21 protein-coding genes and 1 pseudogene are annotated in these 26,098 nt (G+C 68.0%); 15 read left to right on the top strand and 7 right to left on the bottom strand.

Translation table 11 applies throughout. The features are described from left to right. Positions 1-103: 103 nt before the first annotated feature. Positions 104-1,207, bottom strand: coding sequence for a DUF2855 family protein (locus OEJ36_RS13755; protein ID WP_263401967.1), 1,104 nt, complete (start codon positions 1,205-1,207; stop codon positions 104-106). 705 nt (positions 1,208-1,912) lie between these two features. Here OEJ36_RS13755 and OEJ36_RS13750 point away from each other — a divergent pair. Together OEJ36_RS13750 and OEJ36_RS13745 are read left to right on the top strand one after the other, a co-directional pair. Beyond that, a complete protein-coding gene (locus tag OEJ36_RS13750) occupies positions 1,913-2,644 on the top strand; it encodes a carbon-nitrogen hydrolase family protein (RefSeq protein WP_263401966.1) in 732 nt (243 codons plus the stop codon). Between the two features lie 51 nt (positions 2,645-2,695). Further along, positions 2,696-3,346: a tetratricopeptide repeat protein gene (locus OEJ36_RS13745; protein ID WP_263401965.1), complete on the top strand. Its 651-nt coding sequence runs from the start codon at positions 2,696-2,698 to the stop codon at positions 3,344-3,346. Positions 3,347-3,447: 101 nt separating this feature from the next. Here OEJ36_RS13745 and OEJ36_RS13740 read toward each other — a convergent pair whose 3' ends face one another. Beyond that, the gene (locus OEJ36_RS13740; protein ID WP_263401964.1) at positions 3,448-3,795 is read right to left on the bottom strand and encodes a hypothetical protein; all 348 of its coding nucleotides are present in this window, start codon (positions 3,793-3,795) and stop codon (positions 3,448-3,450) included. A gap of 95 nt (positions 3,796-3,890) precedes the next feature. After that, positions 3,891-5,081 carry a sugar transporter gene (locus OEJ36_RS13735; protein WP_263402006.1) on the bottom strand — a complete coding sequence of 397 codons (1,191 nt, stop codon included), beginning with the start codon at positions 5,079-5,081 and terminating at the stop codon, positions 3,891-3,893. A 629-nt stretch (positions 5,082-5,710) separates the two neighbouring features. Here OEJ36_RS13735 and ppnN point away from each other — a divergent pair. Beyond that, positions 5,711-7,093 carry a nucleotide 5'-monophosphate nucleosidase PpnN gene (gene ppnN / locus OEJ36_RS13730; protein ID WP_263401963.1) on the top strand — a complete coding sequence of 461 codons (1,383 nt, stop codon included), beginning with the start codon at positions 5,711-5,713 and terminating at the stop codon, positions 7,091-7,093. A gap of 87 nt (positions 7,094-7,180) precedes the next feature. Here the strand turns inward: ppnN and OEJ36_RS13725 are convergent, their stop codons facing one another. Then, positions 7,181-8,122, bottom strand: coding sequence for a class I SAM-dependent methyltransferase (locus OEJ36_RS13725; RefSeq protein ID WP_263401962.1), 942 nt, complete (start codon positions 8,120-8,122; stop codon positions 7,181-7,183). A 137-nt stretch (positions 8,123-8,259) separates the two neighbouring features. On the opposite strand from OEJ36_RS13725, the gene OEJ36_RS13720 reads away from it, so the two are divergent. The 5 genes and pseudogenes from OEJ36_RS13720 (at position 8,260) to OEJ36_RS13705 (ending at position 13,156) form a co-directional block, all read left to right on the top strand. Beyond that, positions 8,260-9,795 carry a sensor domain-containing diguanylate cyclase gene (locus OEJ36_RS13720; RefSeq protein ID WP_263401961.1) on the top strand — a complete coding sequence of 512 codons (1,536 nt, stop codon included), beginning with the start codon at positions 8,260-8,262 and terminating at the stop codon, positions 9,793-9,795. 194 nt (positions 9,796-9,989) lie between these two features. Continuing rightward, positions 9,990-10,757: pseudogene (locus OEJ36_RS30645) on the top strand (MCP four helix bundle domain-containing protein); the annotation flags it as partial. After that, positions 10,752-11,615 carry a methyl-accepting chemotaxis protein gene (locus tag OEJ36_RS30640; protein WP_411861006.1) on the top strand — a complete coding sequence of 288 codons (864 nt, stop codon included), beginning with the start codon at positions 10,752-10,754 and terminating at the stop codon, positions 11,613-11,615. The pseudogene OEJ36_RS30645 and the gene OEJ36_RS30640, both read left to right, overlap by 6 nt. 124 nt (positions 11,616-11,739) lie before the next feature. Further along, complete coding sequence (locus tag OEJ36_RS13710; protein ID WP_263401959.1) at positions 11,740-12,651, top strand: LysR family transcriptional regulator; 912 nt, start codon at positions 11,740-11,742, stop codon at positions 12,649-12,651. 112 nt (positions 12,652-12,763) lie between these two features. Then, positions 12,764-13,156 (top strand): helix-turn-helix domain-containing protein, encoded by a 393-nt coding sequence (locus OEJ36_RS13705; RefSeq protein ID WP_263401958.1) that lies wholly within the window; start codon positions 12,764-12,766, stop codon positions 13,154-13,156. A gap of 253 nt (positions 13,157-13,409) precedes the next feature. Here the strand turns inward: OEJ36_RS13705 and OEJ36_RS13700 are convergent, their stop codons facing one another. Continuing rightward, positions 13,410-14,906 carry an ATP-binding protein gene (locus tag OEJ36_RS13700; RefSeq protein ID WP_263401957.1) on the bottom strand — a complete coding sequence of 499 codons (1,497 nt, stop codon included), beginning with the start codon at positions 14,904-14,906 and terminating at the stop codon, positions 13,410-13,412. A 205-nt stretch (positions 14,907-15,111) separates the two neighbouring features. Then, on the bottom strand, positions 15,112-16,062 hold the full coding sequence (locus OEJ36_RS13695; protein WP_263401956.1) for a GlxA family transcriptional regulator: 951 nt from the start codon (positions 16,060-16,062) through the stop codon (positions 15,112-15,114). Positions 16,063-16,307: 245 nt separating this feature from the next. Here OEJ36_RS13695 and OEJ36_RS13690 point away from each other — a divergent pair, with 245 nt between their 5' ends. Next, a complete protein-coding gene (locus OEJ36_RS13690) occupies positions 16,308-17,057 on the top strand; it encodes a TerC family protein (RefSeq protein ID WP_184491709.1) in 750 nt (249 codons plus the stop codon). 373 nt (positions 17,058-17,430) lie between these two features. After that, positions 17,431-17,715, top strand: coding sequence for a hypothetical protein (locus tag OEJ36_RS13685; protein ID WP_263401955.1), 285 nt, complete (start codon positions 17,431-17,433; stop codon positions 17,713-17,715). Positions 17,716-18,018: 303 nt separating this feature from the next. On the opposite strand, the gene OEJ36_RS13680 is transcribed toward OEJ36_RS13685, so the two are convergent. Next, entirely contained in the window at positions 18,019-19,785 is a 1,767-nt protein-coding gene (locus tag OEJ36_RS13680) for a putative bifunctional diguanylate cyclase/phosphodiesterase (protein WP_263401954.1), read from the bottom strand. A gap of 281 nt (positions 19,786-20,066) precedes the next feature. Here OEJ36_RS13680 and gbpA point away from each other — a divergent pair, with 281 nt between their 5' ends. From gbpA to gspE, 5 genes are all read left to right on the top strand, one after another. Continuing rightward, positions 20,067-21,605: an N-acetylglucosamine-binding protein GbpA gene (gene gbpA / locus OEJ36_RS13675; RefSeq protein ID WP_263401953.1), complete on the top strand. Its 1,539-nt coding sequence runs from the start codon at positions 20,067-20,069 to the stop codon at positions 21,603-21,605. A gap of 63 nt (positions 21,606-21,668) precedes the next feature. Continuing rightward, positions 21,669-22,184 (top strand): cytochrome b, encoded by a 516-nt coding sequence (locus OEJ36_RS13670; RefSeq protein ID WP_263401952.1) that lies wholly within the window; start codon positions 21,669-21,671, stop codon positions 22,182-22,184. Positions 22,185-22,187: 3 nt separating this feature from the next. After that, positions 22,188-22,733 (top strand): type II secretion system protein N, encoded by a 546-nt coding sequence (locus OEJ36_RS13665; RefSeq protein WP_263401951.1) that lies wholly within the window; start codon positions 22,188-22,190, stop codon positions 22,731-22,733. Continuing rightward, entirely contained in the window at positions 22,730-24,628 is a 1,899-nt protein-coding gene (gspD, locus tag OEJ36_RS13660) for a type II secretion system secretin GspD (RefSeq protein WP_263401950.1), read from the top strand. The genes OEJ36_RS13665 and gspD overlap by 4 nt, the downstream gene beginning before the upstream one ends. After that, on the top strand, positions 24,625-26,097 hold the full coding sequence (gene gspE, locus OEJ36_RS13655) for a type II secretion system ATPase GspE (protein WP_263401949.1): 1,473 nt from the start codon (positions 24,625-24,627) through the stop codon (positions 26,095-26,097). Before gspD ends, gspE begins: the two co-directional genes overlap by 4 nt. Position 26,098: the final 1 nt, after the last annotated feature.

Genomic DNA, 26,098 nt, shown 5'->3' with positions numbered 1-26,098 from the left:
CCGGGACGGCGGTCATAGCAGTTGGCCAGTCTAGGCAGGCGCGCGAGCCGCGTCTACTGGGACGAGAATCATTCCGCCCTCACCGCGCGCCCTGCCCCACGGCTCACTCGGCCAGGGAAAGCACCACGCCCACTTGCGGCTCCAGCTGCCCTTGCAAGGCCGCCAGGTAACGCTCACGCACCACCTCGGCGCCGTGGCCGTACTCGAAGATCAGCCAGGAGCGGGCGAAGCCGTTGAAGGCCTGCCAGCGCTCGGCGAGCGTGCGGGCGAAGGCCTCCGATCCCCAGAGCTGGTGCAGGCGCTTGCCCTCGTTGGGGGCGAAGAAGAACACCGGTTTCGGCCCGGGCAGGCCATTCGGCAGCGCCTGGCGCTGATCCCAGTGGGAGGCGCCGACCTGGCAGCTGTAGCGCAGCGCCGCCTGCAGATGGCCATGCAGGCGCGCGAGCAGCTGGCTGTTGCCCGCCAGGTCGATGACCATCGACGGCACGTCGCCAGCAAGGGACTCCACCTCGCCGTATTCCAGCACCCGGTCATAGCAACCCAGCCCGGCGGCGAAGGCGCGGTTGGTCGTGGAGGACAGGCCGATCACCTCGTAGTCCTGGCCACGCTCGGCACGGTGCCGGCTGAGCAGGTAGGCCAGGCTGATGGCGGTCTTCGACGAGGCACTGGTGATGATCACCTGGCGCGCGCCGAAGGCCTGGTTGCCGGCGACGAACTCGTCGAGCAGGAAGGCCGTGGTGAACAGCGGCCGCAGGAGCATCTGCGGGGCCTCGCTGTCGTCGCTGTAGAGCGGGTCGGTGGCGCAGTTCAGGTAGTGGTTGTAGATGGCCGGCAGGCCCTGGCGATGGGCGATGGTGTCGGTGAAGCCCTGGGCATCGACGCGACCCGGCTCCATCACCACATGGCTGGCCATGGGGTAGTAACCGTAGAAGCGCTCACCCTCGGCGACACCCTCGCAGCGCGATTGCAGCACCACGGCGAAGCCCCAGACCGGGATCAGCCCCTGCCCCTCCACCGTGGGGAAGAAGCGCCAGTAACCCATGGCATCGCCCAGCGCCGCATAGCTGATGTTGTTGGCGGTGAAGGCGAAGCGCTCGACGCCCAGCAGCACCTGCCCCTCATCCAGCTCGACGGCCAGCTCGCGGCGGTGGGACTGGCAATCATCCAGCTGCGTGCGGTTGATCCGCAGTTCCTGATAGGTGCTCATGGGGCGGTTCCTTGTGGGGTGGGCGGCCAGCGGAAAGCCAGTCTAGAAAGGCGGCCGAAGCGCGTCCAGCCGCCGCCGTGGATCAATCAGCCGCTGAATGACGTGCACGCGGTACAGGTGCATGGGCCACCCCTCGAAAAGGCCGCATTAAGTGTTGCCGGAAGATTTGAGCCCAGCTGGTTGCCGAGCTTTGCTGGTACTTCTGGTTTCGCCCACCCGGGCGAGTCCCTTTTCCAATCGCTGGAACGCCAGCCCGGTGAAAAGGAACCAAAAAACTTGCCCCTCCATACGGGTCTGGCTGAAGCCAGACTTCCCTCGCTCCATCATCGTTCCAGGGGCACGGCACAACGGGCCATCCCTGGCCCGATGCGCCTCTCGCGACATCCATGTCGCTCAACCCCTTCCACGATGATTCGCTCGGCCTCCTGGGAAGGGGCGTTTGGCGGCGCTTCAACTTTCTTCGCTCGAATCCTCACATTGAAGTGCGCACAACACATCCAACGTGGCGGCGGCCTTCGTAGGATGGGTAGAGCGAAGCGAAACCCATGCGGTGGAGGTGACAGAAACCCTTGGGCGCCCCCGGAAAGCACCGTGCTTAAGCGTTTTTCTTAAAACCACAACAACTAATGCATCAAAGCGAAAAGATTCTGGTGGCGGCAGCGGCCGCGTTCTAGCATGGCGCCCTCATCTGCAGGAGCACACCACGTGAAGCTATGCGCCGCGCAACTGTCGTCGATCACGGGCGACATCGAAGGGAATATCGGCAAGCACTGCGCGCTCATCCAGCGGGCCGTGGAACAGGGCGCCGCCTTGATCGTGTTTCCCGAACTCTCGCTGACCAACTACGCGCCGTCCCTGGCCCAGGGCCTGGCCACCACGCCCGAGGACCCGCGCCTCGACGCCCTGCAGCACCTCGCCAACGCGCACGGCCTCATCATCTGCGCCGGCCTGCCGGTAACCGGCGCGCCGCTGCCGCGCATCGGCATGGTCATCTTCCAGGCCCACCAGCCACGCGGCCTCTACTGCAAGCAGCGCCTGCACGCCGACGAGCTGCCCTGGTTCAGCCCCGGCGAAGGCCAGGCGCTGATCCGTTGCGGCGAGCACAGCCTGGCGCCGGCCATCTGCTACGAATCCATGCTCCCCGAGCACGCCGACGAAGCCGTCGCGGCGGGTGCCGACTTCTATCTGGTCAGCGTTGCCAAATCGGCCAGCGGCATCGCCGCCGGGCAACAGCACTACCCCGCCATGGCCCGCCGCCACGGCATGCCGCTGCTGATGAGCAACAGCATCGGCCCGGTGGAGGACTTCCTCACCACCGGCCAATCCGCCGCCTGGAACCGCCAGGGCGACTGCCTCGGCACCCTCCCCGACGGGCAGGAAGGCCTGGTGCTGCTGGACCTGGAAAGCGAACGCGTCGAGCTGATTCCCGGCCCCTGACGCCCCCGGCTTCGGCACCTGCAACCACCCTATTTCATGCAAAGGAATCCCATGTTCATCAGGAAGCTGATGCTGCTCGCCGCCGTTTCACTCTCGCTGCTGCAAAATGCCGTGGCCGAGGAGGACGCGCAGATCGTCGAGCGCATCGACGCCCAGGTCCGCGCCAACGCGCAATGGACCCAGGAGGCCGAACAATGCCCGGCCGACCTGATGCCCGCTCGCCGGGCACTGGAAATCAACGTCCATGACTGCAATACCGCCGACCAGCTGGATGGCTGCCTCACGCTCTGCACCGCCGGGGACGCCTACTCCTGCCTGCGCACGGCCGTGACCCTGCAGCAACTCGGCGGCGACCCCGCCAGCTTCGAACCCCTGTACCAGCGCGCCTGCAAGCTGGGCGCCACCTCCGGCTGCACCAACCACGCCGCCGGGCTGTACCGCGCCGACATGCAGAACGAGCGCGTACAGGCCTGCGCCGCCCGCAGCTTCACCCGCGCCTGCGACCAGGACGATCCCTGGGCCTGCACCATGTACGGCATGTACCTGGCTCGCGGTATCGGCGTGAAGAAGGACCTGCCAAAGGCCCTGGAGGTGCTGAAGAAGTCCTGCAAGCACGGCGAGGAAGACCCCGCCTGCAGCAACGCCCTCCAGCTCGGCGCGAGCATCAGGAAGGCGCTGGATGAGGCCAAGCCGGCCGATTGATGACGCGTCCCGCCATGCCTGGCCCCACAGCATGGGTTTCGCTTCGCTCTACACCATCCTACGAACGGTGCCGGCGCGTGGGGCGACGCAGGTAGTCCACCTTACTCGCTGGGCAGATGCCGGCCGTGCTTGGCACCAAGCTTGTCGACGTAGTCCACGTCCTCGTCGCACAGCATGTACCCCGCCATGTAGGCGTCCTGGTCGATGTCCGCGCCTTCGCCGGCAGCGTAGCGGGCCTCGTCATAGGCGGGCAGCTGGTAGCGGGCGAGGAATTCGGTGATCAGCGCCTCGCGCTTGGCATCGCCAACGTCATAGCCGCCGTCGTAGAACAGCCGGTCGATGCAGGACACCGCGCCCCGGTAGCGCGACTGGGCCGCGTCGAGGGTGGTCGCTTGCACAGCGGCGGGCAGCAGCAGGGAGCCGATCAGCAGCAGGGAACGCAGTGCCATGGGAAATCCTTCTCGGTGGGATGGGTGGCGGAATGCCAGCGGCGCCACGTTAGCAAGCGCCGCCCGCCGCTGCCGTGAAGCCGGTCCCCTTCTGCTCAGCGCCCACCCCGCAGAGCATCGGCGAACTTCCAGCAGGCGAACAGCGCCAGCAGCAGGCCCGTCACGGCGAGCACCGCACCGGCATTGCCCACCTGCTGCAGGGCGATGTGCTGGCTGACCAGGCTGCCCAGCAGCGCACCACCGCCGATGCCAACGTTGTACAGCCCGGAGAACAGCGCCATGGCCACGTCCGTGGCGTCCGACGCCAGGCGCAGCACGTTGGATTGCTGGGCCAGGCCAAAGCACATGATCGCCATGCCCCAGAGCATGCTCATGCCCAGCAGCCAGCCATGGTGCTGGGCCAGCGGCAGGAGCAGCAGCAGGCTCGCCGCCAGGGTGCTGACCGCCACCAGCAGCAGCCCCCGGGGGAAGCGGTCGCTGTAGCGGCTGAAGAGCACCGAGCCGAAGATGCCGGCGCCGCCGGATAGCAGCAGCAACAGGGTGGTCATCTGCCCGCTCATGCCGGCCACGTCCCGGGAGAAGGGCTCGACGTAGCTGTAGGCGGTGAACTGCGCGGTGATCACCAGCACGGTGAGCACGTAGAGCGCCACCAGCGGTGGGCGCTTGAGCAGCATCGGCAGGCTGCGCAGGGAGCCGGAGTTCTGGCTCGGCAACAACGGCAGGGTGCGCGCCAGGCACAGCGCCGTGAGCACCGCCAGCCCGGCGATGGCGAGGAAGGTGGTGCGCCAGCCCAGGGCCTCGCCCACCACGCGACCGAGGGGAATGCCCAGGACCATCGCCATGATGGTGCCGGTGGCCAGCAGCCCCAGGGCCTTGGCCTGCTTGCCCGGCGGCGCCACGCGCACCGCCAGCGACGCGGTGATGGACCAGAACACCGCATGGGCGAAAGCGATGCCGATGCGGCTGAGCATCAGCACGCCGAAGCTCCAGGCCACGCTGGAAAGCAGGTGGCTGACGATGAACAGCAGGAAGACGCACACCAGCAGCTTGCGCCGCTCGATATTGCGCGTGAGCAGCATCAGCGGCAGCGAGGCCAGGGTCACCACCCAGGCGTAGAGGGTCAGCATCAGGCCGACCTGGGCGGTGGGCATCTCGAAGCTGCGGCCGATGTCGCTGAGCAGGCCCACCGGGACGAATTCGGTGGTGTTGAAGATGAAGGCGGCCAGGGCCAGGGCGATCACGCTCAGCCAGCTGCCGGCGCGGGGTTCGGGTGTCGGGTCGAGGATGGGGCGTTCAGGGCTCAAGGGCTGTTCCGGGGCTGTGGCTGGGGTCGGGACAGGGTCGATGCGCCTCCACCGCGCATGCCAGGGGCCACCCGGGGAGCAAGGCACGGGGCGGACGGCTGCGGCAGGGTTTGTTCTTGGAATGGGAGGGGGGACGGCCTGGAAGCGGCGATTCTACGCCTCCAGTGGCCATGGCACCACGGCGAATGACCGATGGGTCGCGGGAGTGGGCCAGCGAGCTGTGAGCGGTTTCAACCGCGAGGCCTGCCACGGCATCTTTCGCGAATGAATTCGCTCCCACGGTGAAGTCGCCTGTGGCACCGAGCGGGGGCAGACCTGCGGTCTGCTGGGCGAATGAATTCGCCCCTACAGGCACATGCCCCCGCATACGCCAGGTGCAAACCATGCCCATTCCTCACGGAGCAGATCGCACAAAATGCTTGTCAGAGCCCAAGGGTTCCCGCTATCTACGTGAACCCTCCTGATTGCGGTGCGCCGATCGACAGTGCCTGAAGCACACCCCCGGCGCGTCACACGACTGCCGGTGCCACGCCAGAATCCGCGCCCGGCGCTCATCACCCCGATGCGGGGGCCGAGCGGCCCGCCCGACATCGCTTTTCATGGAATAGAGAATGCCCCCGAGACACGTGGTCAACGCCGAAGTAAGCCCCAAAGGCAGCCTGGAAACCCTCTCCCAACGCGAAGTGCAGCAACTGAGCGAAGCCGGTTCCGGCAGCATCTACACGCTGTTCCGCCAGTGCGCCCTGGCCATCCTCAACACCGGCGCGCAGATCGATAACGCCAAGACCATCCTCGACGCTTACAAGGACTTCGAGGTGCGCATCCACCAGCAGGACCGCGGCGTGCGCCTGGAACTGCTCAACGCCCCGGCCGACGCCTTCGTCGACGGCGAGATGATCGCCAGCACCCGCGAGATGCTGTTCAGCGCCCTGCGCGACATCGTCTACGCCGCCAGCGAGCTGGACAGCCTCCGCATCGACCTGGAGAGCTCCCAGGGCATCACCGACTACGTCTTCCACCTGCTGCGCAATGCCCGCACCCTGCGCCCGGGCGTGGAGCCGAAGATAGTCGTGTGCTGGGGCGGCCACTCCATCAGCACCGAGGAATACAAGTACACCAAGCGCGTCGGCCACGAGCTGGGCCTGCGCAGCCTCGACGTGTGCACCGGCTGCGGCCCGGGCGTGATGAAGGGGCCGATGAAGGGCGCCACCATCAGCCACGCCAAGCAGCGCATCGTCGGCGGCCGCTACCTGGGCCTGACCGAGCCGGGCATCATCGCCGCCGAAGCGCCCAACCCCATCGTCAACGAGCTGGTGATCCTGCCGGACATCGAGAAGCGCCTGGAGGCCTTCGTCCGTGTCGGCCACGGCATCATCATCTTCCCCGGTGGCGTGGGCACGGCGGAGGAGTTCCTCTACCTGCTGGGCATCCTCATGCACCCGGACAACGTCGAGCTGCCCTTCCCCGTCATCCTCACCGGCCCGCGCAGCGCCGAGCCCTACCTGCAGCAGCTGCACGCCTTCGTCGGCGCCACCCTGGGCGAGGAGGCGCAGAAGCGCTACCAGATCATCATCAACGACCCGGCCGAAGTGGCCCGGCAGATGGCCCAGGGCCTGAAGGAAGTGAAGCGCTTCCGCCGCGAGCGCAACGACGCCTTCCACTTCAACTGGCTGCTGAAGATCGACGAAGGCTTCCAGCGCCCCTTCGACCCCACCCACGCCAACATGGCCAGCCTGCAGCTCAGCCGCTCGCTGCCGCCCCACGAGCTGGCCGCCAACCTGCGCCGCGCCTTCTCCGGCATCGTCGCCGGCAACGTCAAGGACAAGGGCATCCGCCTGATCGAGGAACACGGCCCCTACGAGATCCACGGCGACGCGGAAGTGATGCAGCCGCTGGACCGCCTGCTCCAGGCCTTCGTCGAACAGCACCGCATGAAGCTCCCCGGCGGCGCGGCCTACGTGCCCTGCTACCGGGTGGTGGAAAGCGGCCACTGAGCCGCCAGCGGAGCCAGGCAGGGGTGCAGGGACGGCCCCTGCAATCCCGCATTCCCTGCATTCCCGGGCTGAAGCCCGGGCTACGCCTTACACGCCCTGGGTGAATACCAGGGCCTTGAGCCCGCCTGCGGGGTCCACGTCTTCGAACTCCGGCGGGTTGGCCAGGCGTTCGCGGAAGGCCAGCCCCGGCGCTTCCTCGGCCATGGTGCGGACGATGAAGTCCGCCCCCGTGGCCGGGTCGTTGACGCAGGCCAGCACCTGGCCGCCCTCGGCCAGCAGTTCCGGCAGGCGGCGGAGGATCTTGCGGTAGTCGCGGTCCAGCTCGAAGCTGCCCTTCTGGAACGACGGCGGGTCGATGATCACCAGGTCATAGGGCCCGCATTTCTTCACCTTGCCCCAGGACTTGAACAGCTCGTGGCCGAGGAACATCACCTGGGTCAGGTCGTGGCCGTTCAGCCGGTGGTTGTCACGGCCCCGGCTCAGCGCGGCGCGGGCCATGTCCAGGTTGACCACCGCCTCGGCACCGCCGGCGATGGCCGCCACGGAAAAGCCGCAGGTGTAGGCGAACAGGTTGAGCACACGCTTGCCGGCGGCCTGCTCGCGCACCCAGCGGCGGCCATGGCGCATGTCGAGGAACAGACCGATGTTCTGGTTGCGCATCAGGTCCAGGCGGTAGGCCAGGCCATCCTCGTGCATGGTCCACTGCGCCACCGCCTCGCCCCACAGCAGCTCGGTCTCGCTGCCCGGCAGGTAGCGCCGCTGCAGCAGCAGGCTGCGCACCGGTGCGGCACGCCAGGCGTCGCTGGCCACCAGTTCGGCGAGCATCGCCTTCAGCGCGGCCAGGGCCTCGTCCTCCGGCTCGCGGAACAGCGCCACCTGCACCACGCCCTCCAGCCAATCCACCACCAGGTGCTCCAGCCCCGGCCAGCGGCGGCCACGGCCGTGGAACAGGCGGCGGGTCTCGGTGGGCAGGTCGCCCAGGGCGGCAGTCAGCTGGAGGCGGAGGGTGTCGAGGGCGGCGGGGGTCATGAAGGGAGTCCTGGTTCAGAGGCGCGGCATTCTAACCGCAGCGCTGCTAGGCTGCCTGTGTCCCGACTCTTCGGAGGTTTTCCCGCGACCATGGTCACAACCATGACGTCCCTGCGCAATCGTCGAGCCCGACAGCCATGAACAGGCCGCCCCCCATGGAGAACCCCCAGGGCCATATCCAGGCACGCCGCCTGGCGTTCGGCTTCACCGCGCTGGTGATCGTGGCGATCCTGGCCATGGAGAGCTGGCAGGTGTGGAAGGCCCACCAGCAGGAATTCCGCCGCGCCGAGGTCAACGCCACCAACGTCGCCAGCGCCGCCGCCCAGCACGCCCGCGACGCGGTGCGCCAGGCCGACGCGCTGCTGGTGGGGTTGATCGAACGGGTGGAATGGGACGGCATCGACAAGCTCCAGGTGGAGCGCATGCGCGGCCTGATGAAACGCCAGCAGCGCTTCCTGCCCCAGTTGCACGGCCTGTTCATCTACGACAAGGACGGCAACTGGCTGGTGACCGACAAGGACCACGTCCCCCCCGGCGCCAACAACGCCGACCGCGAATACTTCATCCATCACCGCGAACACGCCGACAACGACCTGTACATCGGCAAGGTGATCAGCAGCCGCTCCACCGGCGACCTGGTCATCCCGGTGTCACGGCGCATCGACAACCCCGACGGCAGCTTCGCCGGCGTCGCCCTGGCCACGCTCAAGGTGGATTACTTCGTGCGCTTCTACGACAGCTTCGACGTCGGCGACTCGGGCGTCATCATCCTCGCCCTGCAGGACGGCACCCTGCTGGTGCGCCGCCCCTTCCTCCCCGAATCCATCGGCGCCAGCCTGGCCAAGGGCCTGGTGTTCAGCGAGTTGCTGCGCGAGGCGCCGGCGGGCACGGCGATCTTCCATGGCCAGGTGGACGGCGTGGAACGGCTGTTCAGCTACCGCCAGCTGGCGGACTACCCGCTGGTGGTGGAAACCGGCATCGCCACCCGCTCCATCACCGCGCCCTGGCTGGACCAGGTGGCGCGCTCGGCCATGGTGGTGGTGGCGATGATCGTCGGCCTGGTGCTGTTCGCCCAGGCGCTGATCCGCCGCATCGAATCCGGCGCCCTGGCCGAAGAGGAGCTGCGCCTGGCCCACGACGCCCTGGAACAGCTGGCCATGGTCGATGGCCTCACCGGCCTGGCCAACCGCCGCCGCCTCGACGCCGTGCTGCCCATCGAAGCCAACCGCGCACGACGCCAGGGCACGCCGCTGGGCATCGTCATGCTCGATATCGACCACTTCAAGCGCTACAACGACCGCTACGGCCACCCCGCCGGTGACCAGTGCATCAGGGCCGTCGCCCAGGTGGTGGGCAGCTTTGCCCGCCGTGCCGGCGACCTGGCCGCGCGCTATGGCGGCGAGGAAATGACCCTGCTGCTGCCCAACACCAGCGAGGCGGAAACCCGCGCCATCGCCGAACAGGTGCGCCTCGCCGTGCGCGAACTGGGCATCCGCCACGAAGGCAGCGACCTGGGGCTGGTCACCCTCAGCGCCGGTATCTACGCCTACATCCCCGTCCCCAACGACAACACCCCGGACAGCCACCTGCTGCGCGCCGCCGACGAAGCCCTCTACGGCGCCAAGGCCGCCGGGCGTGATCGGGTGCATCCGCCTGTGGATGAGAGCGCCTGAGTCGCCCCTACACCGTCCCTGCATCACCCGTCCAGGCGCTGCCCCCACATCCGTAAACAACCTCACACCTCGCCCTTCAGCTTCCTACGCCCCCTGCCGATAGCCTGGTATGCGCTTCGCTTAAGCCCAGGGCGGGCGCCGTCGCTGTAACTGGCTACCCCATAACGATCCATAACAAACCGGGAGTCGTCCCCATGCTCTTACGCCGTATGAAGATCGCGCCACGCGCCATCTTCAGCTTCTCCGTGGTTGCGCTGCTGGTGATCCTGCTCGGGCTGTTCGCCCTGCACCAGATGAAGGGCATCCGCGCCTCCACCATTAGCCTCAACGAAGAAAGCATGCCCAGCTATGCGGCGCTGGGCTCGATCAACGAGAAGATGCTGCGCCTGCGCATCGTCTCCTTCCGCATCCTGGTGGACCGTGAGCCCGAGCTGCTGCGTGCCACCAACCAGCGCCAGGCAGAGCTCACAGGCCAGCTGCACAAGGCCCAGGACGACTACGAGAAGCTGGTGGACGACGGCGAGGAGCTGGCCCAGTACAACCGCTTCAAGTCGGTGCTGGAGGGCTACTACCGGGTCAACGACCAGCTGGTGCGGCTCTCCGACGCCGGCAAGCTCGACGAGCTCCGTGCGCTGCTTGGCGGCGAGTACAAGAAGTACTCCGACGAGCTGGGCGTGCAGCTGGAGGCGCTGATGAAGATCAACCAGCGCATCGCCGCCGACACCGCGCTGCAGTCGACCGCCCAGTACGACAACGCGGTACTGGTGGTCACCGCGGTGATGGTTCTCGCCGCGCTGCTCACCGGCGTGCTCGCCCTGATCCTCACCCGCAGCATCGTCACCCCGCTGGACGAAGCGATGAAGGTGGCCGAGACCGTGGCCACCGGTAACCTCACCGAGCGCATCGAGGTGCACGGCAGCGACGAACCGGCCCTGCTGCTCGGCTCCCTGCGCACCATGCAGCAGAGCCTGAAGACCACCATCGAGCACATCGCCCGCTCCTCCGACCAGCTGGCCTCCGCCGCCGAGGAACTCAACGCGGTGACCGAGGACTCCAGCCGTGGCCTGCACCAGCAGAACCAGGAGATCGAGCAGGCCGCCACCGCGGTCAACGAAATGACCACCGCCGTGGACGAAGTGGCGCGCAATGCCGTGGCCACCTCCGAAGCCTCGCGGGACTCCGACCGCACCGCCCGCGGCGGCCAGGACCAGGTCAACCGCACGGTCGACTCCATCAGCGACCTGGCCCGCGACGTCGGCGAAACCTCCAGCCAGGTGGAAGAACTGGCCGGCAAGGTGCAGGGCATCAGCAAGGTGCTCGACGTGATCCGCGCCATCGCCGAGCAGACCAACCTGCTGGCCCTCAACGCCGCCATCGAGGCCGCCCGCGCCGGTGACGCCGGCCGGGGCTTCGCCGTGGTCGCCGACGAGGTGCGCGCCCTCGCTCACCGCACCCAGCAGTCGACCCAGGAGATCGAGCAGATGATCGGCGGCATCCAGCAGGGCACCAACCAGGCGGTGGATGCCATGCAGAACAGCAGCCAGCGCGCCCGCACCACCCTGGAGATGGCCCGTGCCGCCGGCCAGGCGCTGGACACCATCACCGAAGCCATCAGCCACATCAGCGAGCGCAACCTGGTGATCGCCAGTGCCTCCGAGGAGCAAGCCCAGGTGGCCCGCGAGGTGGACCGCAACCTGGTGAACATCCGCGACCTGGCCCAGCAGACCGCCGCCGGTGCCCACCAGACCAGCTCCGCCAGCCAGGAGCTGTCGCGCCTGGCCATTGACCTCAATGGCCTGGTGGCGCGCTTCCGCGTGTGATCGCGGCGCCTGCGCGAGCCCTCGCGCAGGCGCCGCACAAGCGCACATGCGTACAAGCCGGCCGCAGGCCGTTGTGCAAGGCTGACGGCCCGCTGCCCCTCTGCACGGATAAAGGAACCCAAGCATGAACCGCAGCGAAATGCGCCGCGTGGACCTGAACATGCTCATCGTCTTCGAGACGCTGATGCACGAGCGTAACCTGACCCGCACCGCCGAGAAGCTGTTCCTCGGCCAGCCGGCGATCAGCGCCGCCCTGTCGCGCCTGCGTGACTACTTCAACGACCCGCTGTTTGTGCGCAGCGGCCGCGCCATGGAGCCCACCACCCGCGCGGTGGAGATCCTCCAGCAACTGCGCCCGGCACTGGACGCCATGTCCAACGCCCTCAGCCACGCCCACGAGTTCGACCCGGCCACCAGCAACCTGGTGTTCCGCATCGGCCTCTCCGACGACGTCGAGTGCGGCCTGCTGCCGCCGCTGCTCAACCACCTGCGCGAGGTGGCACCGAACATCGTGCTGGTGGTGCGCCGCGCCAACTTCCTGCTGATGCCCAGCCTGCTGGCCTCGGGGGAGATTTCCGTCGGCGTCAGCTACACCACCGAGCTGCCGGCCAACGCCAAGTGCCGCACCCTGCGGCGCATCCAGACGATGGTGCTGCGCGCCGACAAGCGCCCCGAACCGCTGACCCTGGACGACTACTGCAGCCGCCCCCATGCGCTGATCTCATTCTCCGGCGACCTGTGCGGCAACATCGACCAGGACCTGGCGCGCATCGGCCGCTCGCGCCGCGTGACCCTGGCAGTGCCGCAGTTCAACGGCCTGCGTGCGCTGCTGGCCAACTCCGAGCTGATCGCCACCGTGCCAGACTACGCCGCCAGCGAACTGGTGGCCGGTGGCGGCCTGCGCGCCGAGCCGCCGCCCTTCGAGATCGTCCCGGCCAAGCTGACCATGGCCTGGCGCGGCGCCCAGGACAACGACACCGCCGAGCGCTGGCTGCGCGCGCAGATCGTGCGCTTCATGAGCGAGGACGGGCTCTGAGGCGAATTAACAACGTTTAACTCGCGCCCCAGGGCGGCGCCCCGAACAATCCCAGTGATCCTCCCGTGGCCCCACGCCACGGGCCAGCCACCGCGAACCGGGGATGAGCGCCATGGCCAGCCTCCACCACGACAGCACCCGCGAGTGCGAACAGCCCGTCGATGCCGGCACTTCCGGCGGCCTCGCCCCCTGGCGCGAGCGCCTGGCCAAGCAGATGCTCCTAGACCACCTCGCCGAGGGCATTGCCGTCGCCCGCCTGGCCGAGGCCTGCGCCCTCTCCCGCAGCCACTTCGCCCGCGCCTTCAAATGCAGCACCGGCATGACGCCCCAGGACTGGCTGCGCCAGCAACGCCTGGCCCGCGCCAAGGAGCTGATCCGCACCTCCGACCTCAGCCTCACCCGCATCGGCCTCGAATGCGGTTTCTACGACCAGGCCCACTTCTCCCGCCTGTTCACCCGCGCCGAAGGGGTCAACCCGATGAGCTGGCGGCTGATCGGCGAGTGATGCCGTAGGTTGGCGCCCCTGTGGGAGCGGCTTCAGCCGCGAAAGACCCGCCGCAGGCACCCGGCTGCGAGTGGCCGGATGCTCCATCGCAAATGAATTCGCTCCCACGGATCCCAGCAACAGCTTCGCGAGCAGAGCTCGCTCCTACGGGGTTGGGACGTGCCTTGGGCAGAATTCGTAGGTTGGCGCCGAGCGCAGCGAGGCCCAACGGTGCGAGGTTCGCCTCGCTGCGGGGTTCGCCCAACCTAGAGACTCAATGGGGCACGACCGGCATCGGTGCGCCGCGCCAGAGGCTGGGCAGCGGCAGTGCCTGGCGCCATTCGGGGGTGCGCGGGTGGTGCAGCTCCAGCCGCTCGCCGCCATCGCGCAGCTTGTCCAGGGCATAGGCGCGGGTGGTTTCCAGCAGGCGGTAGCGCACCGCCCCCGCTCCCTGTTCCGCCAGCAGCAGGGATTTCGCCACCAGGTGGCTGATGGCCTCGTACAGCCGCGTCTCGCTGACGCGCTCGCAGCCGATGACGCGAACGGCGCTTTCGAAGGTGAAGGCTTGCTTGAACAGCGCCAGGCGTTGCAGCACCACACGCTCCAGGGCAGTGAGCAGCTCGTAGCTCCAATCCAGGTTCGCCCGCAGGCTCTGGTGCCGGGCCGCTGCAGTGCGGCGCCCCTGGGCGAGCAGCTGGAACTGGCCATCGAGCAGCCGCTGCAAACCGTCGAGACCCAGGCCATCCACCTGGGCGGCCGCCAGCTCGATGGCCAGGGGCAGGCCGTCGAGGCGCCGGCAGATGTCGCTCACCAGCGGCACATCCCCGGGGCGCAGGCGGAAGCCGTCCTGGCGCGCACGGGCGCGGGCGACGAACAGGCGGATGGCCGCACAGCCCAGCGCCTCGTCCACGCCGCAGTCGGCCGGTGGTGGCGGCACCGGCAACCCCGCCAGGCGCTGGATGCACTCGCCTTCGGCCAGCAAGGGCTCGCGGCTGGTGGCCAGGATCGCCAGGCGCGGTGCACGGCGCAGCAGGCCTTCGGCAAGCAGCGCGCTGGCATCGATGACGTGTTCGCAGTTGTCCAGCACCAGCAGCGCGTGGCGCTGGCGCAACTGGCAGCCGAGGGCGGCGAGGGGCTCGCCGTTGGCCGGCGCCAGGCCAAGCACCGTGGCCACCGCAGCGGCCACGTCTTGGGGCCCGCAGGCAGCCAGGTCGATGAAGTGCACGCCGTCCGCATAGTGCTCCAGCAGCAACTCGGCGACGCGCAGGGCCACGGTGGTCTTGCCCATGCCGCCGGGGCCCACCAGGGTGAAGAAGCGCCGCGCCGGCAACTGGCTCACCAGCGCGCCGACCACGGCGTCGCGCCCCTCGAGGCGGGTCAGCCGCACGGGCAGATTGTGTGCTGGCAGCGCCGCCGGGGATGAGGCGGCGCACTCACAGGTGACCTCGGCGACGAAGCTGTAGCCACGCTGCGGCACATTGGCGATGAAGCGGCGCCCGTCGCGGCCATCGCCCAGGGCGCGGCGCAGGGCGGCGATGTGCACCCGCAGGTTGGTTTCCTCCACCACAGTGGTGGGCCAGACGCGGGCGATGATGCAGTCCTTGCCGACCAAGTGGCCGGCGTTCTCCAGCAGCAGCTGGAGGATGTCCAGGGCGCGGCTGCCCAGGCGCAGCGGCTGGTCGTCTTCGAGCAGCAGGCGCTGCTGGACGTGGAAGCGGAACGCGCCGAAGCGCAGGACCCGCTCATCCCGGGTGGTGCTGATGTCGTGCATGTCACAGTATGCCGGCAACCGGCGGGCACCCTGCGAACTGCCTGCAAGGCCCCGATCCGGGCCCGTGCACCCTCCTTTCGAGAATGCTTCCCATCATCCCAGCCTGATGCGACAGGACAACGGCAACGAGAGGATAAGAACGGCCAAGGCGATGCCCAGGACGGACACGGGCCCCGGCGAGGCCCTTGGCCCGGCGCCCCGAGGGTCAACTGAACTGGCGGCGGTACTGTGCGGGACTGAGGCCGAGCTTTTCGGCGAAGAGGAAACTCATGTGCCGCACGCTGCCGAAACCGCTGCGATAGGCCACGGTCTTCAGGGGCAGGTCGCCGGTTTCCAGCAGGTTGCGGGCGCGGTCGAGGCGCGCGCCCTGGAGGAACTCCATGGGCGTCATCTTCACCTCGCGGGCGAACACCCGGGAGAAGTGCCGGGGGCTCATGGCCACCAGGGCCGCCATGCGCTCGATGCTGAAGGGTTCGTCCAGGTGTTCCAGCACGTGGTTCTGCACCCGCGCAATGGGTGAGTCATCCCCCACCACACCGGCCGCCAGGGGGCTGAACTGTGCCTGGCCGCCCTGGCGCTGCATCACCACCAGCAGCACCTTGGCCACGTCCAGGGCCAGCTTGCGGCCATGGTCCTCGGCGACCACGCCCAGGGCCAGGTCGATGCCGGCGGTGACGCCGCCGGAGGTGAGCAGCTTGCCGTCGCGGATGTAGATCTGGTCGGTCTCGATCTCGGCGCCCGGGCAGCGCGCGGCCAGGCGTTCGATGTAATGCCAGTGGGTGGTGACGCGGCGGCCTTCGAGCAACCCGGCCTCACCGAGGATGAAGGCGCCGGTGCAGATCGAGCCATAGCGCCGCGACGCCTCGGCGGCCCGGCCAAGCCAGGCGAGCAAGGCCCCGTGGCTGTCGTTGTAGGCGCCGGGGCCACCGGGCACCAGCAGCAGGTCATAGGCCGGCTCGGCGTCCTCTATCAGCAGGTCGGCCTGCATGGCCAGGCCGTTGGAGGCGCGCACCGTGCGCTCGCCGGCGGCCAGGGTGACGATGCGATAGGCCTCTTGCGGCGGCAGGTAGCGGTTGGCGATGGAAAACACATCCATGGGGCCGGCCACATCGAGCATCAGCAGGTCGGGGAATAGCAGGATGGCAACGGTCTTCATGCAGCGATGGGGGCGTCCGGGTGATAGGGGCGCTCAGTATGAAGGGGCTCTGGCGCGCTGTCTGCGAACCGTTTCCCTGGCGCGACGGCACGACCTGCGCCAGGCCCTGCCACACCGCCTGTCGGGAACCCGGGACAGCGCCTTGCGCCTGCGTCCGCTTTGAAAAGACTTGTTGCTATTCCTCCATCGCCGCCGTTCGGTCGAATCTCCAGAATGGCGCCTCCCTGAATCTTCGGATAGCCGACGTGGATTACCTCCTGCAACTCGTGTCGAACCCCACCGCCTGGATCGCCCTGGCCACCCTGGTGGTCATGGAAGTGGTACTGGGTATCGACAACCTGATCTTCATCTCGATCCTCACCAACAAGCTGCCCGAACACCAGCGCGCCAAGGCCCGCCGCCTGGGCATCGGCATGGCGCTGATCCTGCGCCTGGGCCTGCTCGGCACCGTGGCCTGGATCGTGCAGCTGGTGCACCCGGTGTTCGAGGTGTTCGACCACGCGTTCTCCTGGAAGGACATGATCCTCATCGCCGGCGGTCTGTTCCTGCTGTGGAAGGCCACCACGGAAATCCGCCACTCGGTGGACCCGGCGCCGGAAGGCGACATGTTCGTCGGCAAGCAGGTGGCCGCCATCGGCTTCAGCTCGGCCATCGTGCAGATCCTGCTGCTGGACCTGGTGTTCTCCGTCGACAGCATCATCACCGCCGTGGGCATGACCGAGCACGTGCCGATCATGGTCATTGCCGTGGTTGCCGCCGTCACCGTGATGCTGCTGGCCGCCGATCCCCTGGCACGCTTCATCAACAACAACCCCACGGTGGTGATGCTGGCCCTGGGCTTCCTGATCATGATCGGCATGACCCTGATCGCCGAAGGCTTCGGCGCCCATGTGCCCAAAGGCTACATCTACGCCGCCATGGCCTTCTCCGCCGCCATCGAAGCGCTCAACATGCTGTCCCGCCGCGCCCGTCGCAAGGCGCAGCCGCAGGAATGACGCGCCGCCCCTCTCTTGCGGGAGAGGGGCGCCTTCCGTAGCCCAGGGCAGCCCCTTCGCGAGCAGAGCTCGCTCCTACCGGGTCGAGGCGCATCCTGTACCACAGCGCCGTAGCCCGGGCTTCAGCCCGGGGCCGTGCCCAACCCCGTCTGGTGGATGAAAAGAGCGTCATCCCCCCTACGCCTGCCCTTCCCATCGCTGGGGCAACTGCGTTGCCCATGGGCGACTGAAGTCGCCCCTACAAGGTCCGCCCGTGCGGGTGCAAAAACCGCGAAACTGACCTGAACCCTTCATATAGATATGAGATCAACATCATATCGATGCGCCAGGTGGCGATCGAAGCGCCATATCGTTACGAAGGAGTCGAACTTCGATGAATATTTCCCCTGAACTGGCCCTGTCCCAAGCCCGCGAACGGCTGCAGCACATGCGCAACGCCGCTGATGGACGCACCCTCGCCTACCGCTTCGGCGTGGCGCAGGGTTATATCAACGCGTTGCGTGATTTCGCCGGGCTGGATGCGGAAACCTGGCGCCATCTGCTCGACGAGGCCGAGGCCGTGCGCCAGGAAACGGACGCCGCGCTGCACCCGCTGGTGCCCCAGGCCTTCATCCTCGCCCAGGCCGCGCCCGTGGAGGGCCAGGCCGCGCACTCTTAGCTTTCCTTTCATTTGAACTTGGGAAACCACGTCCTTAGGGCGTGGTCATGAGTGATCGGCTCTGCCTGTGAGGATTTGAATTGAGAGCCCTGCAGGATTAACTCGTGTCGTAGGGTGTGCCGTGCGCACCTCCGCGCGGTGCTTCCGGCGAGTCCGAGGTGCGCACAGCACACCCTACGTCCGAAGTGAGAGGCGGCTGCATGCTCCGAGGTCTGATTGCGCCCCCTTCTAGGAGGCCAAAAGCAAAGCCACGTTCTAAGAACGTGGATTTTACTCCAGGGCGGCCGCAACGCCGCCCAGGTTTCAATCGCGGGATTGCATCCAGCTCTCCAACTGCTCGGCCGGCATCGGCCGGGCCACGTAATAGCCCTGCACCTCATCGCACCCCCACCACTGCATGAGACGGTACAACTCTTCGGTTTCCACCCCTTCGGCCACCACCCGGTAGCCCAGCTGGCGCGCCAGCTGGATGACCGCGCCGACCACTCGCTGGTCGCGTTCCTCGGTCTGCACATTGCGCATGAACGACTGGTCGAGCTTCACCGAACTGGCCGGCAGGTCGCGCAGATAGGACCAGTTGCTGTAGCCGGTGCCGAAGTCGTCGATGGCCAGCTCGATGCCCTGGTCACGCAGGCGGAACAGGTTGCGCCGCACCTCCTCCGGGTTCTTCATCAGCACGCTTTCGGTGAACTCCAGCTCCAGGCATGAGCCGTCGATCTGGTGGCTGCGCACCAGCTCGATGATGCGGTCGACGAAGTCGGCGTCGTCCATGTCGCTGGCCGAGACGTTGATCGACACCTTCCAGTCCAGCCCCCGCCGCTGCCATTCGAAGGCCTGCTCGATGGCCCGCTCGGCCACCCACAGGCTCAGGGGGCGGATCAGCGCGGTCTTCTCCGCCAGGGGGATGAACTCCGCCGGGCTGATGCCGCCGAGCTGCGGGTGGCGCCAGCGCAGCAGGCCCTCCACGCCGACCATGCGGCCGCTGAGCACATCCACCCGCGGCTGGTACTCCAGGCGCAACTGGTCTTCGGCGTGCACCGCCTTGGACAGCGACGACAGGAGGATGAAGGCGCGCTGCTGGGCGTGGTCCAGCGCGGCCTCGTAGTAGCGCCAGCGCACCCCGGTTTCCCGGGCGTTGTCGGCGGAGCTGACCAGCAGCCGCAGCCAGTCGCGGTTGTCCAGGGCCGGGTCGAGGTTGAGGATGCCGGCGCCGAAGCGGATCTGCAGCGGGATGCCCTCGCACTCGATGGGCGCGGCGAAGACATCGGCGAGACGATGGGACAGGCTCTCCACCGCCTCGCGCCCGCCACCTTCGACGATGAAGCCGAAGCGCGTCGGGCTCACCTTGTACAGCAGATAATCCTCGGGCAGCGCCTGCTGCAGGCGGGTCTTGATGTGCAGCATCAGCGCCGCCGAGAAGGGGTAGCCGAGCACCTTGACGATGTCGTTGAGAAAGGCCGGGGCGATCATGTCGGCCGCGACCACCGTGATGCGCTGGCCGGCCCGCAGCGCGGACTCGACGTCCTCTTCCAGGCGCAGGCGGTTGTACAGGCCGGTGGGCTGGTCGATGAAGGTGGCCTTGCGGATGTTGCGGATGCGCAACATCGCCAGCTGCGCCAGGGATTCGAGCATCGACTCGTCGCGGGGCGACAGGGGTGGGCGCGGCTTGGTGTCGATGATGCAGAAGCTGCCCAGGGCCAGTCTGTCTTCGGTCAGCAGCGGCACGCTGGCGTAATAGCGGATGCCCGGCTCGCCCACCACCAGCGGGTTGTCGCGAAAGCGCGGGTCATCCAGCGCATCGCAGACCTGGAACAGCGTCTCCGCCATCACCGCATGGGCGCAGAAGGCGTCGCGCCGGGGCGTCTCCACCACATCGACGCCGACCCGGGCGCAAAACCACTGGCGGTTGTCGTCGACGATGGACACCAGCGCGATGGGCACCTCGAAATATTCCGAAGCGAGCGCCACCAGCTTTTCGAACACTTCGTCCTCGGCGTTCTCCAGGGAGCGCAGCGACTGGACCTTGTTCTGGCGTTCGGCTTCGTTCTGAGGGAGCGGGCAAACGTCCATGGTTTCCTCCCGGCTGCAGGACCTTTGCTTCGACAGCATCAACGGCAGATTGATTCAAGCAGCCTGATCGGCAGCGCGCCTCTGCGCAACCGACCTCCTCTCCCCGCTTCCGCGCGAATTCACAGACTCATTCTCGGACTCGTCCCATGGGGCAGGAACCTCCCAGGAGGCATCCTGAATCGGCTCTCGATAGCGGGCCACCCTCTGTTGCGGCGGGCCAACCCGTAACAGGCCCGGCTATCGAAGGCCCCATTTTTGAACCCCTCGTAGAAGGTACTTCGATGAGCATTTCCAAGCGCACCCTGCGCAAACTGCCCCTGGCCCTCGCCATCGGCCTGACCACCCTGGCTTCCCAGCAAGCCTTCGCCCACGGCTATATCGAGAGCCCGAAATCCCGCTCGCTGATGTGCAGCCGCGACGGCGGCAACCTCAACGCCAACTGCGGCTCCATCCAGTACGAACCGCAGAGCGTGGAGTACCGCCCCGACGCGCAGAACCACCTGGGTGGCAAATGGTGCGGCGGCACCTTCCGCGAATGCGGCCCGGCCGATGGCACCATCGCTGCCGGTGGCCACAACGCCTACAGCCCGCTGAACGAGCAGACCGCCACCCGCTGGCACAAAACCACCATCAAGCCCGGCATGCAAGACTTCCGCTGGCACTACACCGCCGGCCACGCCACTGCCTATTGGCAGTTCTACATCACCAAGAAGAACTGGAACCCCAACCAGCCGTTGACCCGCGACTCCTTCGAAGCCGCCCCGCTGCTGCACGAGGACTTCGCCACCAGCGGTCATGCCAAGCCCGAACATGGGAAGAAATCAACCCACCGCCTGAACATCCCCACCGACCGCAGTGGCTACCACGTGATCCTCGCCACCTGGCGCATCGGTGACACCGACGCCACCTTCTATCAGGCCGTTGACGTCAACATCGACAACGATGGCACTGGCGGCGGCACCACGCCCCCGGTCCCGGAGTGGAATCAGATCGGCGCCGTGCAGCCCGAACCCCTCAGCGTCGGCGACACCGTGACCCTGCGCGCCTTCGGCAAGAGCGACCAGATCAACAGCATTTCGCTGAAGATCGACAACGCCAACCAGGCCCAGGCCAACAACTGGCCTTACCTGCTGGCGCAGAAGGTCAACGCCGCCGACCTCGGCTACAAGCTGGGCGAGTTGAACACCGCTGGCGACGTCGTGCCCAACTACGGCCGCAACGGCATCCACGTGAAGGCCGACAGCAAAGTGGTGCGCGTCGAGGTGCAGAAGGACCAGCCAAGCGTGCCGGGCTCGCTGAACCTCACCGGCCTGCAGGCCAGCTACGAGATCAAGAACGGCCAGGCCGACCTGCACTTCAACGCCATCGCCCAGGGTGGCGAGTACCAGGTCAAGGCCACCGTACTCAACGCCAAAGGCGAGACCGTCGCTCACCAGGAAGCCGCGCCGGGCAACACCCCGCACTTCCACATCCCAGTGCTGAAGGCCGAAGCCGGCAAGCACGACCTGGTGGTCGTGGCCACGCCGAAGAAGGGCGAGCTGCTGCAACAGACCCACAGCTTCACCCTGATCGCCGAGCCGGGTAACGGTGGCGAGAACCCGGGCGGCGGTGAAAACCCGGGCGGCGCCAAGTACGACTTCGTCTTCCCGGACGGCCTGGCTGAGTACAAGGCGGGCACCACCGTGCTGGCCAAGGACGGCAACGTCTACGCCTGCAAGCCCTTCCCTGCCAGCGGCTACTGCAAGCAGTGGGCCAGCGGCTCGACTCAGTTCGAGCCGGGCAAAGGCAGCCACTGGACCATGGCCTGGGATCGCAAGTAACTCCTGCCTGGCAACAGAGGAGCGTGGCGCTAGCGCCACGCTCTTTTCAACTGAGAGACGGCCATGTCCACCCTTCGCTACTCACGCCCCCGGGCCCTCCTGCACTGGGGGTCCGCAATCGTCATCCTCTGGGCCACGCTGAGCGGCTTCGCCAATGCCTTGCTGGAGCTGCCGGAGCCCCTGTCCACGACCATCGGCTTCATCAACGTCTCGCTCACCGGGCTGCTGATTCCATTCTTCGTCCTGCGCATCGGCTACGCCCTGGCCCACCCCGGCCCGGCCCACGCTCTCCAGGGCAACGCCCTCGGCAGCTTTCTCGCCAAGGCCGGACACCTGGCCCTGTACATCGCCACCGCCCTGGTACTGGTCACGGGCGTGCTGATGATGGATCGCTCCATCGACCTGTTCGGCCTCGCCAGCCTGCCGCAACCACTCACCGAGCCGGTGCTGACCGGGTTCTTCAACCGCAGCCACCGTATGTTCTGCGTCGTACTCGCCCTGCTCGTGGCCGGCCATATAGGCGCCGTCGCCCTGCATCACCTGAGCGGGCAGCCGGTACTGGCACGGATGAAACCCTGAACCATGCCTGCATTGCTACGACGCCTCGCCCATACGCCACGGTGGGCACTGCTGCTCGGATGCCTCGCGTTCGGCGGCTGGCTTGCCTGGCTGGGCGCAGGCACCTGGCAGCTACACCACGACCTGGCGGCCACGCCGGCTCCATTGGCTTCGCCTGCCGCCGTCGTGGAGCAGTCGGCCAGGCCGACGGACACCACCCTGGTGGCCCTGCTGTTCGGCGTGCTGCTCGCGAGCCCCGAAGCCGAGGCCGAAGACGCTGGCGCCAGCCTCTCCCTGACCCTGCTGGCGAGCCTGGTGGAACACCGCGCGGAACACTCCCGGGCGCTTATCGCCAGCCCCGGCGGCAGCGCTTTCTATGGCATCGGCGAGCGCCTGCCCAATGGCGCCGTACTGCGTGACATCGCCAGCGACCAGGTCCGCATACAGCATGCCGGCCGCGAGTTCCAACTGAGCTTCCCGCGCCGGGAAACCCGTCTGCTCGTGCCCCAGCCGGGCACGACCGAAACCGCATCCGCGACACGCATCCCCTCGCAGGAGACCCAACCATGAAACTGCCCCGCGTAACCAGCGCCCTGCTGGTCCTCGGCACCCTGCTCGCCCCCCTTCCCGCGTTCGCCGAACGCAACGAAACCCGCCAGTGGACCCTGAACATGAAGGATGCCGAGCTGCGCGACCTGGTCAGCGAGGTGGGCGAGATCACCGGCAAGACCATGGTTCTGGACCCGCGCATGAGCGGCAAGGTCACCGTGCAGTCGGCCGCCGCCATGGACCAGGCCGGCATCTATGCGCTGTTCCTCAGCGTGCTGCGCAGCCAGGGCTTCGCCGCCCTCGACCAGGGCGACCGCGTGCTCATCGTGCCGGTGGCCGACGCCAAGACCCGCGCCAGCGAACACGACGGCAGCGCCGGTGAAGCCGTGGTCACCCAGGTGCTGCCGCTGCACAACGCCAGCGCCGCCGAAGTGGCCGCCGTGGTGCGCCCGCTGGTGGCCACCGACGCCTATATCGCGCCCTCCACCACCGCCAACGCCCTGGTGGTGACCGACAGCGCCAGCAACGTCGAGCGCATCCGCCAGGTGGTCCGCGAGCTGGACGACTCCGGCCAGCGCGCCTTCAGCACCCTGAGCCTGAAGCACGCCTGGGCCAGCGACCTGGCCAGCACCCTGAGTGAGAGCGTCAACCAGGCCGGCGGCGGTGCACCGAGCGCCAAGGCGGTGGCCGATGCCCGCAGCAACCGCCTGATCCTCATCGGCCCGGAGCCGGCCCGCGCGCAGATGGCGCGCCTGGCCCGCACCCTGGACACGCCCGGTAACGCCGGCGACGGCACCCGCGTGGTCCGCCTGCACCACAGCGACGCCAAGCGCCTGGCCGAGCTGCTCAGCGGCATCGGCAAGCGCCTGGAAGTGGGTCGTGGCGGCAAGGATGGCCAGGCCGGTTCCATCCTGGTGAACGCCGACGAGAGCCAGAACGCCCTGGTGCTGATGGCCGAACCGGCGCAACTGGCGATGCTCGACGGCATCATCGCCCAGCTCGACCGCCCCCGCGCCCAGGTGCTGGTGGAGGCGGCCATCGTCGAAGTCAGCGGCGACATCAACGAAGCCCTCGGCGTGCAGTGGGCCGGCCGCGGCGGCGATATCGCCGGTGCCGTGCAATTCGGCGGCAACGGCATCGCCATCGGCTCGGTGATCAACGCCCTGGAGGACGGCAAGCGCCCGACGCTGCCGGACGGCACCCTGATCGGCATCGGCAGCCGCGACTTCGGCGCGCTGATCAACGCCCTGTCCAGCGACTCCAACAACAACCTGCTCTCCACCCCCAGCCTGCTGACCCTGGACAACGAGGCGGCGGAAATCCTCGTCGGCCAGAACGTGCCCTTCCAGACCGGCTCCTACACCACCGACAGCGCCGGCGCCTCCAACCCCTTCACCACGGTGGAGCGCCGCGACATCGGCATCACTCTCAAGGTCACCCCGCACATCAACGACGGCGACACCCTGCGCCTCAAGGTCGAGCAGGAAAGCTCGGAGCTGGCGGCCGCGCCAACGGGCATCTCCACCAGCGACGTGATCACCAACAAGCGCTCGGTGAAGAGCACCATCCTCGCCGACGACGGGCAGATCATCGTCATCGGCGGGCTGATCAAGGACAACGTCAAGACCCAGGTCAGCAAGGTGCCGCTGCTGGGGGACATCCCGCTGCTGGGCGCGCTGTTCCGCTCCAGCAAGGACGTGGTGGAGAAGACCAACCTGATGGTGTTCCTGCGCCCCACCCTGCTGCGCAGCAGCGAAGCCGCCGAACGCCTCGGCCAGCGCAAGTACGAGGACCTGCGCCAGTTGCGCAGCAACGACCCGGCGGCCAACCGCCTGCTGCTGCCCAGCGCGCCGCGCCAGCTGTTCGACCCCGCCGCGGAGCCGGCTGTCGACCTGCGTGACGGGGCCCGCCGATGAGCGCCGTGGCCCGCCTGCCCTTCAGCTACGCCCGGCGCCACGGGGTGCTGCTGGACGATGGCGAACTGCTGTGCCGCGCCGACACGCACCTGGCCATCCTCACCGAGGTGCGCCGCCTGCACGGCGAGCCGGCGCGCTGCCGGGTGCTCGGCCAGGACGCCTTCGCCGAACGCCTGGCCCTGCACTACCGGGACGGCCAGGGCGACGCCCAGCAGGTGGCCGCCGGCCTGGGCGAGCAGATGGCCGGCGACGACGACCTCGCCAGCCTGGCCGAGCACCTGCCGCAGACCACCGACCTGATGGACCAGGAAGACGACGCGCCGATCATCCGCCTGATCAACGCCATCCTTGGCGAGGCGGTGAAGGCCCGCGCCTCGGACATCCATCTGGAGACCTTCGAGCAGCACCTCTCGGTGCGCATGCGCGTGGACGGCCTGCTGCGTGAAATCCTCCGCCCACGGCGCGAACTGGCCGGGCTGCTGGTGTCGCGGATCAAGGTCATGGCGCGGCTGGACATCGCCGAGAAGCGCATCCCCCAGGACGGCCGCATCGCCTTGCGCATCGCCGGCCACGAGGTGGACGTGCGCGTCTCCACCCTGCCCTCGGCCCACGGCGAGCGGGTGGTAATGCGCCTGCTGGACAAACAGGCCGGGCGCCTCGACCTCGCCCGCCTGGGCATGGACGCCGCCACCCGCACGCGCCTCGAAGGCGCCCTGGCGCGGCCCCACGGCATCCTCCTGGTCACCGGCCCCACCGGCTCGGGCAAGACCACCACGCTGTACGCCGGGCTCTCCAGCCTCAACAGCGAGTCGCGCAACATCCTCACCATCGAAGACCCGGTGGAATACCACCTGCCCGGCATCGGCCAGACCCAGGTCAACACCAAGGTCGACATGACCTTCGCCCGGGGCCTGCGCGCCATCCTCCGCCAGGACCCGGACGTGGTGATGGTGGGCGAGATCCGCGACCGCGAAACCGCCGAGATCGCCGTGCAGGCCTCCCTCACCGGGCACCTGGTGATCTCCACCCTGCACACCAACAGCGCCGTGGGTGCGGTCACCCGCCTGGTGGACATGGGCGTCGAGCCCTTTTTGCTCTGCACCTCGCTGCTCGGCGTGCTGGCCCAGCGCCTGGTGCGCGTGCTCTGCCCCCACTGCAAGGTCGAAACCCGCGCCGATGCCGCTGCCTGCGCCCAGCTGGGCCTGGCCCCGGACGCAGCGCCCCGGCTGTGGCAGCCGAGCGGTTGCCCGGCCTGCCAGCACAGCGGCTACCGGGGCCGCCAGGGCCTCTACGAACTGGTGCTGCTGGACGAAACCCTGCGCCAGCTGATCCACCAGGGCAGCGGCGAGGCCGACCTGGCACGCCATGCCCGCCAGCACGGGCCGAGCCTGTTCGCCGACGGCCGGGACAAGGTCCTGGCCGGCGTCACCAGCCTCGAAGAGCTGCTGCGCGTAACCCGGGAGGATTGAA

Origin of the sequence: Pseudomonas sp. PDM13, assembly GCF_025685765.1 — a bacterium.
Taxonomy (GTDB): domain Bacteria; phylum Pseudomonadota; class Gammaproteobacteria; order Pseudomonadales; family Pseudomonadaceae; genus Metapseudomonas; species Metapseudomonas solani.
This window is presented reverse-complemented; position numbering and strand designations above follow the sequence as displayed.

Bases quoted from the DNA above. Each gene is read 5' to 3' on its own strand.
- OEJ36_RS13740 (WP_263401964.1), bottom strand. From the start codon at position 3,795: ATGGCACTGCGTTCCCTGCTGCTGATCGGCTCCCTGCTGCTGCCCGCC.
- OEJ36_RS13755 (WP_263401967.1), bottom strand. From the start codon at position 1,207: ATGAGCACCTATCAGGAACTGCGGATCAACCGCACGCAGCTGGATGAT.
- gspD (WP_263401950.1), top strand. From the start codon at position 22,730: ATGAAACTGCCCCGCGTAACCAGCGCCCTGCTGGTCCTCGGCACCCTG.
- OEJ36_RS13745 (WP_263401965.1), top strand. From the start codon at position 2,696: ATGTTCATCAGGAAGCTGATGCTGCTCGCCGCCGTTTCACTCTCGCTG.
- OEJ36_RS13670 (WP_263401952.1), top strand. From the start codon at position 21,669: ATGTCCACCCTTCGCTACTCACGCCCCCGGGCCCTCCTGCACTGGGGG.
- OEJ36_RS13720 (WP_263401961.1), top strand. From the start codon at position 8,260: ATGAACAGGCCGCCCCCCATGGAGAACCCCCAGGGCCATATCCAGGCA.
- OEJ36_RS13695 (WP_263401956.1), bottom strand. From the start codon at position 16,062: ATGAAGACCGTTGCCATCCTGCTATTCCCCGACCTGCTGATGCTCGAT.
- OEJ36_RS30640 (WP_411861006.1), top strand. From the start codon at position 10,752: ATGCAGCAGAGCCTGAAGACCACCATCGAGCACATCGCCCGCTCCTCC.
- gspE (WP_263401949.1), top strand. From the start codon at position 24,625: ATGAGCGCCGTGGCCCGCCTGCCCTTCAGCTACGCCCGGCGCCACGGG.
- OEJ36_RS13705 (WP_263401958.1), top strand. From the start codon at position 12,764: ATGGCCAGCCTCCACCACGACAGCACCCGCGAGTGCGAACAGCCCGTC.
- OEJ36_RS13700 (WP_263401957.1), bottom strand. From the start codon at position 14,906: ATGCACGACATCAGCACCACCCGGGATGAGCGGGTCCTGCGCTTCGGC.
- OEJ36_RS13680 (WP_263401954.1), bottom strand. From the start codon at position 19,785: ATGGACGTTTGCCCGCTCCCTCAGAACGAAGCCGAACGCCAGAACAAG.
- gbpA (WP_263401953.1), top strand. From the start codon at position 20,067: ATGAGCATTTCCAAGCGCACCCTGCGCAAACTGCCCCTGGCCCTCGCC.
- OEJ36_RS13685 (WP_263401955.1), top strand. From the start codon at position 17,431: ATGAATATTTCCCCTGAACTGGCCCTGTCCCAAGCCCGCGAACGGCTG.
- ppnN (WP_263401963.1), top strand. From the start codon at position 5,711: ATGCCCCCGAGACACGTGGTCAACGCCGAAGTAAGCCCCAAAGGCAGC.
- OEJ36_RS13725 (WP_263401962.1), bottom strand. From the start codon at position 8,122: ATGACCCCCGCCGCCCTCGACACCCTCCGCCTCCAGCTGACTGCCGCC.
- OEJ36_RS13710 (WP_263401959.1), top strand. From the start codon at position 11,740: ATGAACCGCAGCGAAATGCGCCGCGTGGACCTGAACATGCTCATCGTC.
- OEJ36_RS13665 (WP_263401951.1), top strand. From the start codon at position 22,188: ATGCCTGCATTGCTACGACGCCTCGCCCATACGCCACGGTGGGCACTG.